Consider the following 15635-nt stretch of genomic DNA (forward strand, 5'->3'; position numbering starts at 1 on the left):
CTGTCGCAGCGCTACATCGAGAGGTACCATCCGTTCGCCTTTAACCCTGCCTCATGCTACAATTTTCGGCCTGGAAAGTGCCCCTTACCGCAGGTTCAGCGGGCATGAAACCCGACGATTGGAGCGTTCATGGAAGACTTCCTCTTTCGCGGCGATCTTGCAGACCTCGACCCCGATATTGCCGCTTTAGTCGATCTCGAAGCAATCCGCCAGACGAAAAAACTGATCATGATCCCGTCCGAATCCACCGCCCCGGCGTCCGTCCGGCAGGCCGTTGGATCAGTGTTCGGTAACATCTACGCTGAGGGCTATCCCGCTGCCGACTGGCGCGGCCTCGACGAAAGCGGCATTCTCGACATCGACCTGCGGCTGGCGGAGTTCCGCCGCAAGTCCGACGCGCGCTACTACAAAGGCACGGAGTTCGCGGACATTGTCGAAAGCCTCGCCCGGCGGCGCGCGGCGGAGCTGTTCGCCACGGATACAATCAGCGCCGATGATCTCTGGGTCAACGTGCAGCCGCTCAGCGGCGCGCCCGCCAACAGCGCGGTCTACACCGCCCTGCTCCAGCCCGGCGACACGATCATGGGCCTCAATCTGCTGCACGGTGGTCACCTGACGCACGGCAGTCCGGTCAACCGCAGCGGCCTGTTCTACAACGTCGTCAGCTACGACGTCGATCCCGAAACGGAATATCTGAACTACGACACCATCCGCGCGCAGGCGCTCGAAGCGAAACCGAAGATCATCGTCGCGGGCTTCACGTCCTACCCCTGGCCGCCGGACTGGGCGAAATTCCGCGACATCGCCAAAGAAGTCGGCGCGGTGCTGCTGGCCGACATTTCGCACGTCTCCGGCCTCGTGATCGCGGGCGCGTTCCCGTCGCCGGTCGGCTACGCGGACGTGATCAGCTTCACCACGCACAAGACCCTGGCCGGGCCGCGCGGCGCGGTGCTGATGACGACCGATCCCAAGCTCGCCAAGCTGCTCGATCGCGGCGTATTCCCCGGCGAGCAGGGCGGCCCGCACGTCAACGGCATCGCGGGCATGGCCGTCGCGTTTAAGATCGCAGCCACCGAGCAGTTCCGCGCCATGCAACACCAGATCGTGCGCAACGCGGAGCGCCTCGCGGAAAAACTGGCCGAACGCGGCCTGAACATTCCGCATCACGGGACGGGCAGCCACATGCTGCTGGTCGATTGCAAGTCTGTGGTGGGCGAAGACGGCACGACCCTCAGCGGCGACATGGCCGCGCGCATCCTGGATCTGGTCGGGATCGTGTGCAACCGCAACACCATCCCCGGCGACGCCTCCGCGTTCCGCGCGTCAGGCATCCGCCTGGGCACGCCGTGGATCACGCAGCGCGGCTTCCGCGAGCCGGAAATCGACCGGCTGGCGACCATCATCGCGGACGTGCTGCAAGCCTGCAAGCCGTTCAGCTATCTCGCGGCGGGCGGCAAGCTGCAATCCCGTGCCAAGATCGATTTCGAGACGCTCTACCACGCGCAGCAGGCCGTGGCGAAGCTCGCCAACGAGGCCGAGACCGACTACCCGCTGCCCGACCTGAGCGCGTACCCGAAGGAAGAAGACGCCGCCGCCGAGCACTTCCGCGTCCTGCCCGACGAAGTGACCGAGCCAGACGGCTGGCACACGCTCGACATTTACGGCGACGAGGCGCAGGGCTTCCTGGACGTCGCGCTGACCAGCGACGTGCTGGCGCTCGGCACGGGCGACGCGCAGCCGACCTGGGTGCTCGCCGCGGACGGCGCGCCACTTTCGCGCGGGGTGCTCTACCGCTTCCACGACAACGCCTATCACCTACACGTCGAGCAGGGGCTTGAGCGCATCGCGTCGTGGCTTCAGGCGCTCTCCGACGGCTTCGTGCTGTTCGATCCGACCGATGTCTATGCGAAAGTCCCCGGCCCGGTCAGCGTGTCTGCGCTGCGCAGCACGCCCGATCTGAGCCAGTTTGCGGGCATCGACTTCAACGCCGACTGGACCGCCACCGGCACGGGCTACGCGCCCGGCAAGGCATACTTCATCGGCGGCTACGGTCCGGCCTACACCGGCCCCACGCGCGATCCGCTGCCCCCGTTCGCCTGGGACGAGCCGGAAGACGGCGCGCTCAAGACGACCACGCTGCACGCGCTGCACAAGGAACTCGGCGCGAAGATGGTCCCGTTTGCGGGCTACGACATGCCGGTCTGGTACACCTCGGTGAGCGCCGAGCACCACGCCACGCGTACCGGCGCGGGCCTGTTCGACGTCTCGCACATGGGGGTGCTCGACTTCAGCGGCCCCGGTGCGGAAGCGTTCCTGAACGCCATCGCCGCCAACGACGTGACCGCCCTGGCCCCCGGCGAGGCGCATTACAGCTACCTGCTCGGCACGGACGGCGTACCGATCGACGACATTTTCATCTACCGCCTGGAAGCCAACTATTTCCTGGTGGTGGTCAATGCCTCCAACAACGACAAGGACTGGGCCTGGATCACCGGGCTGAAGGCGGGCGCGCTCCAGGCCGATCCCGCCTATCCCGGCGTGACCCTGCCCGGACGCGACAGCTTCACCCTGCGCGACCTGCGCGATCCGGCGGTGGGCAACGAACAGCGCGTCGATATCGCGCTGCAAGGCCCGCGCAGCCGCGACGTGCTGCTGAGCTTGCACGGCTCGGACGCGGACAAGGCGCGCATCAAGGCGCTGCCGTGGGCGGGCGTGACCCGCGCCACCCTCGGCGGTTACGATCTGGTCGTGGCGCGCACGGGGTATACCGGCGAACGCGTCGCCTTCGAGATCTTCGTGCACCCCGATAAGGCCCCGGCCCTGTTCAAGGATCTGGTCGAAAGCGGCGCGACGCCCTGCGGCCTCGCCGCGCGCGACAGCCTGCGCACCGAAGCGGGCCTGCCGCTCTACGGCCACGAACTCGCGGGCGAGTTCGGCCTCAACCCGGCGGATGCGGGGTTTGGCAGCTATGTCAAGCTGTGGACGCCCTGGTTCGTCGGCAAGGACGCGTTCATCGCGCACGAGCTTCAGCGTGACGCGGTTGTGACGCGCTTCCGGCTCGACAGCAAGGGCGTGCGCCAGCCGCACCCCGGCGATCCGCTGGTGGACGCGCGCGGGCGCGTGGTCGGCGTGGTCACCTCATGCAGCATCGACGACGAGGGTTACTCGCTCGGTCAGGCGTACATCCGCCTCGCGTACGCCGACGAGGGCACGCCGCTGTGGGTCTATCCGAACGCGGAAAAGGCCAAGCTCGATAAGCCCCTGGCCGGTCTGAAACTGGGCGACAAGACGCTCGTGCCCAACGCGGTCACGGTGCTCTCGCACTTCCCGAAGAAAAAGAAGTAAACGCGGTCTATCCTACGGGGGCGGCGCAAGCTGCCCCCGTTCTCTTGACGGAGAAAATCCCCATGCCCACCGACCCCGGTCACGACTTCCTGACCGCCTCCCAACACAAACACCTGGATCCCACCGGACAGGCGCAAGGGCTGCCCCAGCCGCCGCTGGAATGGCCCTTTGACCCCGACGCGCCGCAGATCCCCCTGCCCGATCCGGCCCCTGTCGCCGCCGCGCCGGTCGTGCTGCGCGAATTGATCGAGGCGCGCACCACGCACCGCCGCTATACCGCAGATCCGCTCGCCCTGACCGAGCTGGCGTACCTGCTGCGCTGCACGCAGGGCGTCAAACCGACTGGCACCGCCGCGATCACCAAACGCACCGTGCCGTCCGCCGGATCGCGCCATCCCTACGAGACGCACCTGATCGTTAACCGTGTCGAGGGCCTGGAACCCGGCCTGTACCGCTACCTCGCCCTGGAAAACACGCTGATCCGCCTGCCCGCTCCGGACGACCTCGCACAGCGGGCCACCGAAACCTGCGGCAAGCAGCTCATCGCAGACGCGGCGGTGACGTTCGTGTGGGCCGTCGTCCACGAGCGCGTCACGTGGGTGTACGGCACGCGCGGCTATCGCTACCTGTTCCTCGACGCGGGCCACATCTGCCAGAACCTGTATCTCGCGGCAGAAAGCATCGACTGCGGCGTGTGCGCGATCGCCTCCTTCGATGACGACGCCCTGAACGCGCTGCTGGGCTTCGATGGCACGGAGATGTTTGTCACTTACATGGGGTCTGTCGGTAAAATTTAAGAAGTTGTGTGTTCAGCGGATCGTGTCACAAGCCACCGTCTCCCAATCCGCGCCAGTGAAAGACAGTCTTCTATGTCCATCATCGAAGTACGCGCGCTTAACCTGACGCGCAACCGGACGCCGGTCCTGCACGGCGTCTCGCTTAGCGTCGAACAAGGCGAGATTTTCGTGCTCATCGGGCCGAGCGGCAGCGGCAAAAGCAGCCTGCTGCGCTGCCTGAACCGCCTGGAAGAACCCGCCCCGCAAACCGTTTTTCTGAACGGCGACGACATCACGTCGCTGCCCGTGACCACGCTGCGCTGCCGGGTCGGCATGGTGTTCCAGCAGTCGTCGATGTTCCCCGGCACCGTCGCGGATAACCTCGCCTACGGGCCGTCGCTGCGCAAAGAGACGCTGCCCCGCGAGCGGCTGGTCGAGCTGCTGGAACAGGTCGCGCTCGATCCGGCCCTGCTGGACAAGCGCGCGACCGAACTTTCCGGCGGGCAGGCGCAGCGCGTCGCCATTGCGCGGGCACTCGCCAACCGCCCCGACGTCCTGCTGCTCGATGAGCCGACCTCCGCGCTCGATCCCATCGCCACGCACGCCGTCGAGCAGACTCTGCACGACCTGCGCGCACGGCTGAATCTGACGCTGATCTGGGTGTCGCACATGGTCGAGCAGGCGCGCCGCGTCGCCGACCGCGTGCTGATGCTGGACGCGGGCCGCGTGGTGCGCATCGACACCGTGGACGCCATGCTCGATCCGCAGCACGGCGATCCGCGCGTGCTGGCGTTCGCCAAAGGGGACGATGGCAGAATGCAGGACGAGGACGAGCCTGCCCGGACGGATGTCGTCGCAGTGAAGGAGCCGCAGCCATGAACCTGCTCAACGACGCCCTGAACGGCCTGGGCGATGCGTTTGCGAATCTCAACGACCTGCCGCGCATCGGCCTTGCGCTGGCGCTGGTGGCCGTCGCCGCACTGATCTCGTACTGGCAGCGCGCGGGCGTGGAAAAGGATCTCGCCTCCGCGACGGCCCGCTCGTTCGTCCAATTGGTCGCCATCGGCTACGTCCTGGAGCTGATCTTCAACCAGGAAAACCCGCTGTGGACTGTGCTCATGCTGCTGGTGATGATCGTGGTCGGCGCGCGAACGTCCGGCAGGCGCGGCAAGGCGACGCCGCACGCTACCCGCGTCTCGTTCCTGTCGATTACGCTCGGCTCCGCGCTGACGCTGGCCGTGCTGGTGATCGGCGGCGTGTTCAGTTTCACGCCCCAGGCGATCATCCCCATCGGCGGCATGATCATCGGCAACGCCATGACCACCGCCGCGCAGGTCATGAACCGCATGTCCGACGACCTGCTCGACCAGCGCCCGCAGATCGAGTCGATGCTGGCCCTGGGCGCGACCAGCCGCCAGGCCGCGCAGATCCAGTTCCGGCGCGCGCTGCGCAGCGCCATGATCCCGCACATCGACACCACCAAGACGGTCGGACTGATCAAGCTGCCCGGTGCGATGACGGGCATGATCCTGGCCGGGGCGTCGCCGCTGGAGGCGGTCCAGCTTCAGATCATCGTGATGTACATGCTCGTCGGCGCGGTGACGTTCACCGGGCTGATCTCGGCGTACCTGACCTACCGCGAGTTCTTCACGCCCGCCTACCAGCTCAAGTCGCTGACCAGCCCCGTCGAGACGTGACGCCTGTTTCCTGCCTTCTGCATATCTCGTAGAGGTAAAAGCTTGCTCTACCCGGTTTTTGCCGCCAGCGGGCGGAGCAAGCTCCGCCCCTACGGATCATGGGATAGTTAGCGAGGGAGAAAATGCAAGTTCCTCCCTCAGAAAGTACATAACAGCCTCTAGACGTGCCGCGCGTGGTAATCACCGATCACACGCTGAATAAAACGCAAGAACGGCCACACGTCACGCAGCTTGCCCTGCCCACCCACAATCGGGATAGAAACTACGTCCCCGGACTTGAGATTTACAAGGATAGTGGAGGCGTTCGCTTTATCCGTGTCTTCCAAGGGGACCTTTGCCGAAGTCATTTCGCTGTATTCAAGATGTATCCAGTTCCCATGATAAACGTGTAGTCCCGACATCGTTACAGCGATCATGTGTTCCGCACCCCCTGCGCCGGATCGATAGACGCCCAGAATTTCTTCCCCCTCCGAAACGACAAGCTCATTTTTTAGCTTCTGGATAAGTGTCACGTCCGGGGCGTTTTCGTACCGCTCCAATGGCTCCAAAATTCGGTGTACGCGAGCTTTCAGGATCTCGTCGAATGTCACATACATTTTCTTGTACCCTCTGCCATTGCTGCATCATTTAATATACTATTTAACGTAATTTTTAAGGTTTTCACGGCGAAAAATAACCTATTTTGGCCGCTTTACACACCAAACTTACGCACATTTTCTCACGCTCACAACGCGACAAAAAAGGGCGATGCAAGCATCGCCCCTACGGAAATCTCACGGGTTTACGACGACTACGTTACGACCCGTTCGTCGACAGGTCCAGCGGCGCGACCGGTTCGTCCACGGCGCTGAACAGCACGCTCTGCTGCTCGCTGTACGCCACCGACAGCGACACGTACGGATCGAGCAGCGCATCGCCGCTCACCTCAGTGTTCACGTCGCCCTTAAGCTCTTGCCCGATGAGTGCGCCCGTCTCCGGGTCGATCACCACACGCCACACCAGCGTGCCGTCTTCCGCGATCTGCGCCAGCAGCGCGTCGCGCGTGACCAGCGCGTTCGGGCCTTCGGTCAGCACGCTCACCCGGCTGGCGACCAGTTCCGGCGCGGCGGAAAGCGGCAGCGTCACGGTATAGACCTCGCCCGTCGCCCCACCGCCCAGCTTGATCGTGTCCGGCCCCTCGATGGAGTCCGCCGCGTCCAGCCACGCCTCGTAATCGCCCACAAACGGATCGATGCGATCCTGGTCCAGATAGCGGCTGAGACCCAGGTCCGTAAACGCGGGAACCTGACTCAGATCAGACGCAGTGAACGTCTCCCAATCGCCCGGCAGCACAAAATTGGTCGCCGGATCGGATTCAAACGAGCCGCGCCAGTACAGGTCGCCGTCGCTCAGCGCCGCGTCCATATCCGCGGACCACGTCGAGGGCGTCTCGGTGCCGTCCTGCTGCACGGACAGATCCGCGGTGCCCGACACGGTCAGCGACACGGCCACGTTATCCGGCGCGGACCGGTCATAGGTGCCGACCACCGACGCGCTGCGTTCCTGCTGCCGCCAGTACGATTTGCCGCTGTCATACGCGCCCTCGGCCACGATCGCGGACCATGCCGTAATCTCCGCCTGGACGGTGTAGGTTTGCCAGTCGTCGTGCGCCGCGTACGCCGCGCGGATGCGCTCGGCGGCATCATCCTGCGCCAGCGCCCCGCTGCTGCCCAGCGCGATCGCCGTCACCAGACTCAGCAGCAGCGCTGTGCGGATCATATGCTTCAGTGAGAGTTGGGCTGTCCGCCACATAAAAGTCATCCTTCGCGTGTCACATGAACTTCATCCTGATTATACATCGCCGCCCCATCTCGCTGCCCTCCAAAAATAAGGGGGATGCCGCGAGGCTCACTCAAACAGGTCCGGCGCTTCGATCTCTACCCGCTCGTTGAGGGTCCGCACGGTCAGCGTATGGCGGATATCCTGGGCGATCCGCATTTCCGTCCCGGCCAGCGCCGTGCTGCCGCCAGCCTTCCCGACATCCAGCACGATGTCGCTGATGGTGCGGATCGACGCTTTGCGCAGCGCGTGATCGTCCACGCCGAGCGTCACTTCCAGGTACATGCGCGTATTGGGATCGGTATAGATCGTGTCGACCATCGTCGGCACATCCACGGTCATCCAGTTATCCAGGTAAGCCCCCGCCAGCGCATTGACGCCCAACACGGCCAACGCCTGCTCAGGATCGAGCGTGAAACGATACTCGACCTGAAGATCGCCGCCCTCGCCCACTGGCTCCGACGCCTCGACGGCGGTCACGAGACCCAGCAGCCGGAGGTAGTTGTGCTGGCCGTACTCGCCGCTGAGCCGCAGCAGAAAATCCACCACGATCCTCGAACTCGACAGGCCGGTGATCGGCAGCCAGTCGTCCGCCGTGCGGCCCAACGGCACGCCATCGGCTTCGCCGCGCACGTAAATCTCGTCATCGACGACGATCAGCTCGATCATCGCCGGCTCGTTCTCGGCGCTGGTGGTTTCACCCAACGCAATAACTTTCTGCTCGGTTTCGTTTTCCAGGCTCAAAAATTGATCGTCGTAGGTATTGCCCGGCACGCGCCGGAAAGCGCATGGTCCCTTGAACGTGTCCTGCTGTTGGATGACGTACGTCACGCCGTCCAGCGTCATGCGAATTTCCGAAATGTTGCGAAACTTCACGTCCGCTTCGTAAGTTTGGGCCGTGCCAAAGCCCTCGAACGCCGCCTGCGCCGCCGCAATCGCCGCCTCGTCGTCGGCGCTCAGCGCCCCCTGCGCCCCGGTCGTGACGGCGCTCCCCAGCAGCAGGATCGCCAGCACCGCCTCACTGATCCACCGGCTCCAGTTCACCGCTTGTGCTCCTCACTCACGTAATCTAATTAACGATCTTCAAACAGCGCCACTATTATAGCATGAACGAAATTCGGGCACGCGCGCATAAAAAAGGAGGCTTCTCGCCTCCTTTTTTACATCCTGGCTGCACTGCTGCATCCGCTCAGCGGCTAGTCATCACCGCCGTTATCGTCACCACCGTGGCCGCCGTTGTCGTCGCCGCCACGATCATCACCACCGCTATGATCGTCGTCGCCGCTGTCATCACCGCCGCCGTTATCATCACCGCCATGATCGTCGCCGGGCGCGTCATCGCTGCCCTGCCCGCTGCTGCTGTTGTCGTCCATCGTGCTGCCGGACCCGGAACTACCGGAGCCGGAGTGATCGTCGTTGGCGTCATCCATTCCGCCGTCATCGTCCAGGCCGTCGCGCCCACGATGGGCGTCGAACCGCGTCTCGACCTCGCGCGCGACCCACTCGCCGTTGACGAGGCTCAGGTGCACCTTGACCAGCGCGCCCAGCAGCGGCGTGCCGTGCATCTCCGCCCGCGTGACATCGATCTGCTGGCCCGCCACGACGATAAAGCCCTCGCCCGCGTTCATCAGCGTCCCGACGATCTCGAACTCGCCGTCATCGAAACGCGGCTGCGCCGTCGCGGTCGCGCCGGTTGTGGTCGAGTCATCCAGCGCGAACGTCTCGATCTCCCGCGCGATCCAGTTGCCATCCATCGAAAGCCCGGCGTGCACCTTCACCAGATCGCCCACGGCCAGCCCGCGCTCCACCTCGGCTACCGCCAGATCGAACGCCAGCCCGTTGACCTCCGCCGACGATGCCGACAGGCTGTCCAGCAGGCCGACCAGCTCAAGCTCGCCGGGCAGCAGCACGCCGCTTTCCGCCGGGATCACTTCGCTCGCGCGGATCGTGCCGTCCGCCAGCGTCACCCCTTCGATCCAGACCGCCGTGCCCACCTCCAGCGCCGCGCCGACCTGCGCTCCGGCCACATCGACGACCAACCCGTTGACCGTGATCGTATCCTGCTCCACGGCCTCGATCAGCCCGACCAGCTCGACCTTGTTCGTATCATCGCTCTGGGCGCGCGCGTGCGGTCCCGCCCAGGCCAGCGCCGCCGCCGCCAACACGGCGACCAGCAGCAGTCGAAAAACATTTCCTCGCGTCATCGCAGTCCTCCAAGTTCTAGTCTGTGCCCTCATCTTCAATGTTAAAACAATCCTCATCGCCCAACCAACACCCCCAGCGTACCGGGGTGCAGCGCGATCGCCATCCACAGCGCCGCCGCCGCCGGATCGTCCGGGAACGTGGCGCTGAACGGCAGCCGCAGTACGCGCCCATCCTGCACGGCGGGCACGTCCGCATACGCCGGATTCGCCGCAAAGTCCGCCGCCGCCTCGGCGCTCCACGCGCCCGCCAGCACGATCACGTCCGGCGCCAGGGTGCGGATCGCCTCGTCATCCACCTGCCGGTAATCGTCGTACCCCGCCGCAGCAGCCACGTTGATCCCGCCCGCCGCCGCCGCCAGATCGCTGAAGATCGTCTGCTCGCCAAAGGTGTACGCCTCCGGCGTGAGCGCCAGCACTCGCGTGATCGCGTCGGGCATGACGGCGCGCCGGATCACGTCCAGCCGGTGATCGAGCCGGGCCAACACCTGCGCCGCGCGCAGATCCTGTCCCGTCGCCATGCCCAGCCGCTCCACCGCGTCGCGCCACGCGGCCAACCCGTTCACCGCGCCCACTTCAAACACCGGCACGCCCGCGTCGTCCGCCGCCGCGACCAGATCGGGATAGGATGCGGCAGCGAGATCGGTCAGGATCAGCAGGTCGCTCCTGGCAGCTCGATCCGCCGCATCCACCGCCGGATCGACCGGCACGATCTGCCCCTCCGGCACGACCAGCGCCAGCGCCGGATAGTCGCCCACGGCGGCGATCCGTTCCGGCAGCGTGGGGATGATCACCTCGCGCCCCGCCGCATCGATCACGGCGCGCGGAAAACCATCATCCTGCGCCGCGCCGGGTCGCGCCGCCGCCAGCACCGCGCCAAACACCACGACCATCACCGCCACTGCATGTCCATACGTTACAAATCGCCGTCCCGGATGCATCGCGCACCGCCCTTCCAATAAAAAAACCCGGCCTGCATTGGCAGACCGGGTTTATCGTACCTGAGTTTGGGATGGATTTCAGCGACTATTCGGTGACGCTTAGCCCACTGTCGTCCACGCTGACCAGGGAGCGGTTCATCCAGCCCGCGAACCCGTTGTACGGGTAGAGCACGGAACCGGTCGGAACCTCGACCTGATACCACTCACCGTTTGCGCTGAGGCCCTTCACCACGATCTGCGTGCCGGTGGGCAGTTCCGTGACCACCTTGTAGATCGAGTCGTTCGGGCCCTGGCGCACGATCGCGGTCGGGTAAATCGTCACGCCCAGCACCGACGGCGTGCCGAAGTTGTCCTTGCGGACGTACCCAAAGCCCACGCCCGGCGCGTAAACGCTCATCCAGAAGTCGTCCACCGACTCCAGGAACACCGCCGATGCGCCGTTATCGACCTGGCCCAACACGTCAGCCGTCAGTTCCGGCTCGGCATAAACGCCCGCAACCGCGCTGTCCACCGCCGCCGTCACCGACGACTTCGGCAGGACCGTCAACTGCGAGCTCAGCATCCAACCCTCGACGCCGCCGGGGGCCATCACCGGGACCAGTTCGCCATCCGGATCGCCCACGACGTACACCGTGCCGCCGTTCTCGACGCTGCCCGCCAGATCGCTGACGATGCTCGAATCGACATAGACGCCCGCCGCCTCGGCGGAGTCCATCGACACCACGGCGAGGAACGCATCACCCAGCGGCTCCAGGGCCGACGTCAGCGCCCACCCGGTCGTGCCATCGGGGGCAATTACGACGGACCACTCGCCACCATCGGAGCCGATGACCGTCGCCACGTCGCCGTAGGTCATCGTGCTGAGCAGGTCGGAATTCAGGTTCGGCGCGGAGAAGATCGCCACGTTGGCCGAGCTTGAAGCCGCCCATACCTGTTCGCCCAGCAGCGGCGATTCCAACAGCGCGAGGCTGTCGGCGGGCACGTAGCCCGAAAAGTCCGCCGCGTCAATTTCGTACCAAGACTGGTTGTCATTCGAGCGCAGCACGTCGACCATCGTACCCGCTGCCAGCTCACCAACCGCGTCGCCCGCGTCGCTTGGCTCGGCGTAAACGCTGGTGGCGCTGGTGATGACTCCCTGTACCGGATTGCTCGATTGGGCCGCCGCGACACCAAGCCCCCCCAGGGCCAGCGTTACCAGGAGTACCAACGCCACAACCACGGTTTTTCTCATGAGTTTCTCCATTCTATTTAAGTGGTCACTATGGGATTGTTGTGCAAAACAAATGCTTGGCCCACTACTGAGCCCACGACTATTATACGCCTACAAACTGACATTTTGTTAGCGAACCCTCTCGCAGCGAGCGTGATTAGTCCTCCTGCCCGCCAAAACGTGCGCGCAGCAGCGACTGTCCAACATCGCTCTGCATCCATGCAAACCAATCCCGGTACAAGCTGTTTTCGGGCGGCGGCCCCAGCCCGACGATCTGGATCGACATACGCAGCGGGTAATCGCCGCTGTCGATGGCCGCACGCGTGGGCATCACGAACGGCGCGCCCTGCTCCGCCGCCACCGGCACGACGCGCACGCGGCTGTCGATCTGCTCCAGGCCCACATAGCCGATCGCGCCCGGCGTGCTCGCCACGATATTCATCACGTCGCTGCCAGACAGCGCCAGCCGCGCGGCGAGTGTCGTGCGTCGCGCGCCCATGACCTGATCGCCAAAGGTGAGCCGGGTATCGGCCCCTTCTTCGCGGCTGACCACCGTCACCGGCAGATCCGGGCCGCCCAGGTCGGACCAGTTCGCCACCCGGCCCTGGAATACGTTGCGCAGATCCTCGAAGGTGAAACCGGAAACCGTATTCGCGGGATTGACCACCAGCACCAACGCGTCATACCCAATCGGCGCAACCCACAGCGGCGCGTCGTTGGGCACGTAGCTCGTCAGTGCATACGGCGTCGTACCGGACAGCATCTGGTTGTAGATCGCCTCCCACGTCGCGGGCTGGCTCGATACCGCAAGGCGAACACCCGGCTGTTCGAAGTCCACGGCGAAATCCTGCAGCAGCGGATACGTCGTGGTCGTCGCCATGATCCGGACGCTCATCACCTGCGGCGTGGCCGTGGGCGTGTAGATCGGTCCTCTACAGCTTGCCAGTGCCAAACCGAGTATGACGATGGTGCGTTTGGCCCGCTTCATCCTCCACCCTCTCAGGTCAAGAGGGCTACCAGCAGACTCTGCGTGCCAGGTGCGAATCCGTACAACCGCTGCTGCTGCACAAGGTGCAGCAAGAACCTGATGCACAGGTGCCCCCCGATCAGCGCCGCCACAAGCGCGGCGATCACCGGCGTTACCGTGTCGTGCGAGATAATCAGGTTGCCCAACAGGATGTCCAGCCCCTGTATGAAGCCCGCGCCACAGAGGATCGGCACGGCCAGCCAGAGGCTGAGCCGGACCGGATCCGGGCGCGACAGGCCGCGCCCCATCCCGGCGGCGATCGTGCTGCCCAACCGTGATAGGCCCGGCAAGTTGGCACATGGCTGTGCCACGCCGACAACCAGAGCATCCGGCGCTGTGATGCCGCTCGAAGTCTGTCCGGTTTGGCGCGCGCGTTCGCTTGCGGCCAGCACGACCGCCGCAACCGTCAGCAAGACGGTCACCGTCCACGGCGCACCAAACACCGGATTAAGATGATCTTCGAGCAGCAGGCCCGCCAGCGCAGCGGGGATCGCCCCCAGCATGAAATAGAGCAGGAGACGAGCATCGGGGTCTTGTACAGAGCGGGTACGGAGCGCAGTCCAGGCAGCACGCAAGTGCGTCGGCCAGTCGCGCCAGAAGTACACAAGCACCGCCATCAGCGTTCCCAGGCGCAGGATCGTGTCGAAGACGAGCGAAGACTCGCTCCAACCCAACCACCAGGGTACGAGTACGAGATGGCCGGAGCTAGAAATAGGCAAAAAGTCGGTAGCTCCTTGCGCAATACCAAGGATGACAGCCCTGAGCAGGTCCAAACAAAGATCCTTCCACGGCTTCTAACGCTAAGCGGTGAAATATCGACTTGCTAAAATTCAAGCGCGCGTGCGCGCTGGCGACTATGCAGTGTGCAGTGCTGCTCCTTGGGCGGCTCCCACAGGCTGGTAGCTCGCCAGGAACGCCGTAGCATAGTCATCAAACGTGCCATCAATAATTGCTGCGCGCATTTCACGCATAAGCGTGAGCAGAAGATGCAAGTTGTGGATGCTTAGCAGTTGGTGTCCGAGGATCTCGGAAGACTGGACCAGGTGGCGCACATACCCGCGCGAAAACGTCCGGCAGGTATAACACGTGCACCCCGGCTCGATCGGGTCATGATCGGTGGCATACTGCCGGTTGCGCATATTGATCCGGCCCAGGCGCGTGAGCGCCGCGCCGTTCCGCGCAACCCGGGTGGGCAGCACGCAGTCGAAAATATCCACACCGCGCGCCACGCCGTTCACCAGGTCCTCAGGGCTGCCGACGCCCATTAAGTAGCGGGGCTTATTGGCAGGCATCAGAGAGGTTGTTTGTTCGAGTGTGTGTACCATCTCCGCCTTGGTTTCGCCCACGGCCAGTCCCCCAATGGCGTATCCCGGCAGATCCAGGCCAGCGGCATACTCGACCGAAGCCGCGCGCAGATCGGGGAAGATCCCGCCCTGCACGATGCCGAACAATGCCTGACGCGCCAGATCGCCGCTGCGCGCGTGTTCCTCCGCACAGCGATCGAGCCAGTGGTGGGTGCGTGCCAGCGCCCGCTCGACCGCCGCGCGATCGTTCGGGACCGGGCACTCATCGAAGGCCATAATGACATCCGCACCCAGCTTGTGCTGGATCTGGATAGACACTTCGGGCGTAAAGCGGTGGATGGAGCCATCGAGGTAACTACGGAACGTTACCCCGTCGTCGTCGATGTCGCGCATCTCCCCCAGACTGAAGACCTGGAACCCGCCCGAATCCGTAAGCATCGGGCCGTTCCACGCCATGAAGTCGTGCACCCCGCCGAACTCGGCAACGAGATCTTCGCCGGGACGCAGGTGGAGATGGTAGGTGTTAGCCAGCACCAGCGTAGCACCCAGTTCTTGCAGCTCGCGCGGCTCGACGGCCTTGACGGTCGCCTGTGTGCCGACGGGTGCAAAAACGGGCGTAGGCAGCGGGCCGTGCGGCGTTTGTAAAACGCCCGCCCGTGCGGAGCCTTGCTGTGCAGTAAGTGAAAACTCGAAGACCATGACGATGTCGAGGCGTCACGCCGGTAGGCAGCCGGGAGCTGCCGCAAAAATAAAGACTTTCGCTAACGTTGGGTCCCCATTATATCAGGAGGACTCCGTTTGGCGAAAACCCCAACCACCCCGGTGCCCACCGTTATAGGCGCCCATTCGTGCCGGGCGAACGGCTGGCGTTAGGAAGGGGAAATTCCTCAAGCTCCCTATATTATAAAGGTAACTTCGCGGAATTGACCTGCCCAAAATCGAGAGAATGGCGATCAATTTAGCGCGCCATCCGCCCGGCGTGCGAGCAGGGTATACCCGCCCTCGCTGCCGTCCGTCACGCCGTCGAACCGCGCGACGTGTACCAGCACTTCCGGCACATCCGGCGCGACGAATTCCAGGCGCGCACCGCGCACCGCATCCGGCAGATCGACCTGCGCGATCATCGTGCCGTCCGATGACGTCACCGTGATGCGCGGCTGCAGCGCGTCGGTGGACTGCTGCCACTCGACGATCACCACGTCGCCGGCCACCACCGGCAGCGTGTGCACGCGCTCGGCCTGATCCGCCCACAGGTATCCGGCGGTTGGCTGATCGTAGCCCAGCGCGAGCGTCGCATCCGGCGGCACGTCCTGGGC

At 64.5% G+C, this 15635-nt stretch carries 14 protein-coding genes; 4 read left to right on the top strand and 10 right to left on the bottom strand.

The window, feature by feature from the left end:
- Positions 1-129: 129 nt before the first annotated feature.
- The 4 genes from V7116_RS07620 (at position 130) to V7116_RS07635 (ending at position 5818) form a co-directional block, all read left to right on the top strand.
- Positions 130-3345: a serine hydroxymethyltransferase gene (locus V7116_RS07620; protein ID WP_324391300.1), complete on the top strand. Its 3216-nt coding sequence runs from the start codon at positions 130-132 to the stop codon at positions 3343-3345.
- A 62-nt stretch (positions 3346-3407) separates the two neighbouring features.
- The gene (locus V7116_RS07625) at positions 3408-4142 is read left to right on the top strand and encodes a SagB/ThcOx family dehydrogenase (protein WP_324391301.1); all 735 of its coding nucleotides are present in this window, start codon (positions 3408-3410) and stop codon (positions 4140-4142) included.
- Between the two features lie 72 nt (positions 4143-4214).
- On the top strand, positions 4215-5000 hold the full coding sequence (locus V7116_RS07630) for an ABC transporter ATP-binding protein (protein ID WP_324391302.1): 786 nt from the start codon (positions 4215-4217) through the stop codon (positions 4998-5000).
- Positions 4997-5818, top strand: coding sequence for an ABC transporter permease (locus V7116_RS07635; RefSeq protein ID WP_324391303.1), 822 nt, complete (start codon positions 4997-4999; stop codon positions 5816-5818). Before V7116_RS07630 ends, V7116_RS07635 begins: the two co-directional genes overlap by 4 nt.
- Positions 5819-5976: 158 nt before the next feature.
- On the opposite strand, the gene V7116_RS07640 is transcribed toward V7116_RS07635, so the two are convergent.
- The 10 genes from V7116_RS07640 to V7116_RS07685 all read right to left on the bottom strand — a co-directional run.
- On the bottom strand, positions 5977-6408 hold the full coding sequence (locus V7116_RS07640) for a hypothetical protein (RefSeq protein ID WP_324391304.1): 432 nt from the start codon (positions 6406-6408) through the stop codon (positions 5977-5979).
- 205 nt (positions 6409-6613) lie between these two features.
- A complete protein-coding gene (locus tag V7116_RS07645; RefSeq protein ID WP_324391305.1) occupies positions 6614-7609 on the bottom strand; it encodes a hypothetical protein in 996 nt (331 codons plus the stop codon).
- A gap of 96 nt (positions 7610-7705) precedes the next feature.
- Positions 7706-8680 (bottom strand): hypothetical protein, encoded by a 975-nt coding sequence (locus tag V7116_RS07650; protein WP_324391306.1) that lies wholly within the window; start codon positions 8678-8680, stop codon positions 7706-7708.
- A gap of 152 nt (positions 8681-8832) precedes the next feature.
- Positions 8833-9840 carry a DUF5666 domain-containing protein gene (locus V7116_RS07655; RefSeq protein ID WP_324391307.1) on the bottom strand — a complete coding sequence of 336 codons (1008 nt, stop codon included), beginning with the start codon at positions 9838-9840 and terminating at the stop codon, positions 8833-8835.
- Positions 9841-9893: 53 nt separating this feature from the next.
- Positions 9894-10730, bottom strand: a complete 837-nt coding sequence (locus V7116_RS07660) for an ABC transporter substrate-binding protein (protein WP_324391332.1) — start codon at positions 10728-10730, stop codon at positions 9894-9896.
- Positions 10731-10863: 133 nt separating this feature from the next.
- Complete coding sequence (locus V7116_RS07665; RefSeq protein ID WP_324391308.1) at positions 10864-12009, bottom strand: SH3 domain-containing protein; 1146 nt, start codon at positions 12007-12009, stop codon at positions 10864-10866.
- Between the two features lie 136 nt (positions 12010-12145).
- Complete coding sequence (locus V7116_RS07670; protein ID WP_324391309.1) at positions 12146-12976, bottom strand: substrate-binding domain-containing protein; 831 nt, start codon at positions 12974-12976, stop codon at positions 12146-12148.
- Positions 12977-12987: 11 nt separating this feature from the next.
- The gene (locus V7116_RS07675) at positions 12988-13788 is read right to left on the bottom strand and encodes an undecaprenyl-diphosphate phosphatase (protein ID WP_324391310.1); all 801 of its coding nucleotides are present in this window, start codon (positions 13786-13788) and stop codon (positions 12988-12990) included.
- 81 nt (positions 13789-13869) lie between these two features.
- Positions 13870-15018, bottom strand: coding sequence for a tRNA guanosine(34) transglycosylase Tgt (tgt, locus tag V7116_RS07680; protein ID WP_324391311.1), 1149 nt, complete (start codon positions 15016-15018; stop codon positions 13870-13872).
- Between the two features lie 254 nt (positions 15019-15272).
- A partial coding sequence (locus V7116_RS07685) for a hypothetical protein (protein ID WP_324391312.1) occupies positions 15273-15635 on the bottom strand: 363 nt, incomplete at its 5' end.

The organism is Aggregatilinea sp. (assembly GCF_036822615.1).
GTDB lineage: Bacteria > Chloroflexota > Anaerolineae > Aggregatilineales > Aggregatilineaceae > Aggregatilinea.

Bases quoted from the DNA above. Each gene is read 5' to 3' on its own strand.
- V7116_RS07620 (WP_324391300.1), top strand. From the start codon at position 130: ATGGAAGACTTCCTCTTTCGCGGCGATCTTGCAGACCTCGACCCCGAT.
- V7116_RS07625 (WP_324391301.1), top strand. From the start codon at position 3,408: ATGCCCACCGACCCCGGTCACGACTTCCTGACCGCCTCCCAACACAAA.
- V7116_RS07630 (WP_324391302.1), top strand. From the start codon at position 4,215: ATGTCCATCATCGAAGTACGCGCGCTTAACCTGACGCGCAACCGGACG.
- V7116_RS07635 (WP_324391303.1), top strand. From the start codon at position 4,997: ATGAACCTGCTCAACGACGCCCTGAACGGCCTGGGCGATGCGTTTGCG.
- V7116_RS07645 (WP_324391305.1), bottom strand. From the start codon at position 7,609: ATGTGGCGGACAGCCCAACTCTCACTGAAGCATATGATCCGCACAGCG.
- V7116_RS07655 (WP_324391307.1), bottom strand. From the start codon at position 9,840: ATGACGCGAGGAAATGTTTTTCGACTGCTGCTGGTCGCCGTGTTGGCG.
- V7116_RS07660 (WP_324391332.1), bottom strand. From the start codon at position 10,730: ATGGTCGTGGTGTTTGGCGCGGTGCTGGCGGCGGCGCGACCCGGCGCG.
- V7116_RS07665 (WP_324391308.1), bottom strand. From the start codon at position 12,009: ATGAGAAAAACCGTGGTTGTGGCGTTGGTACTCCTGGTAACGCTGGCC.
- V7116_RS07670 (WP_324391309.1), bottom strand. From the start codon at position 12,976: ATGAAGCGGGCCAAACGCACCATCGTCATACTCGGTTTGGCACTGGCA.
- tgt (WP_324391311.1), bottom strand. From the start codon at position 15,018: ATGGTCTTCGAGTTTTCACTTACTGCACAGCAAGGCTCCGCACGGGCG.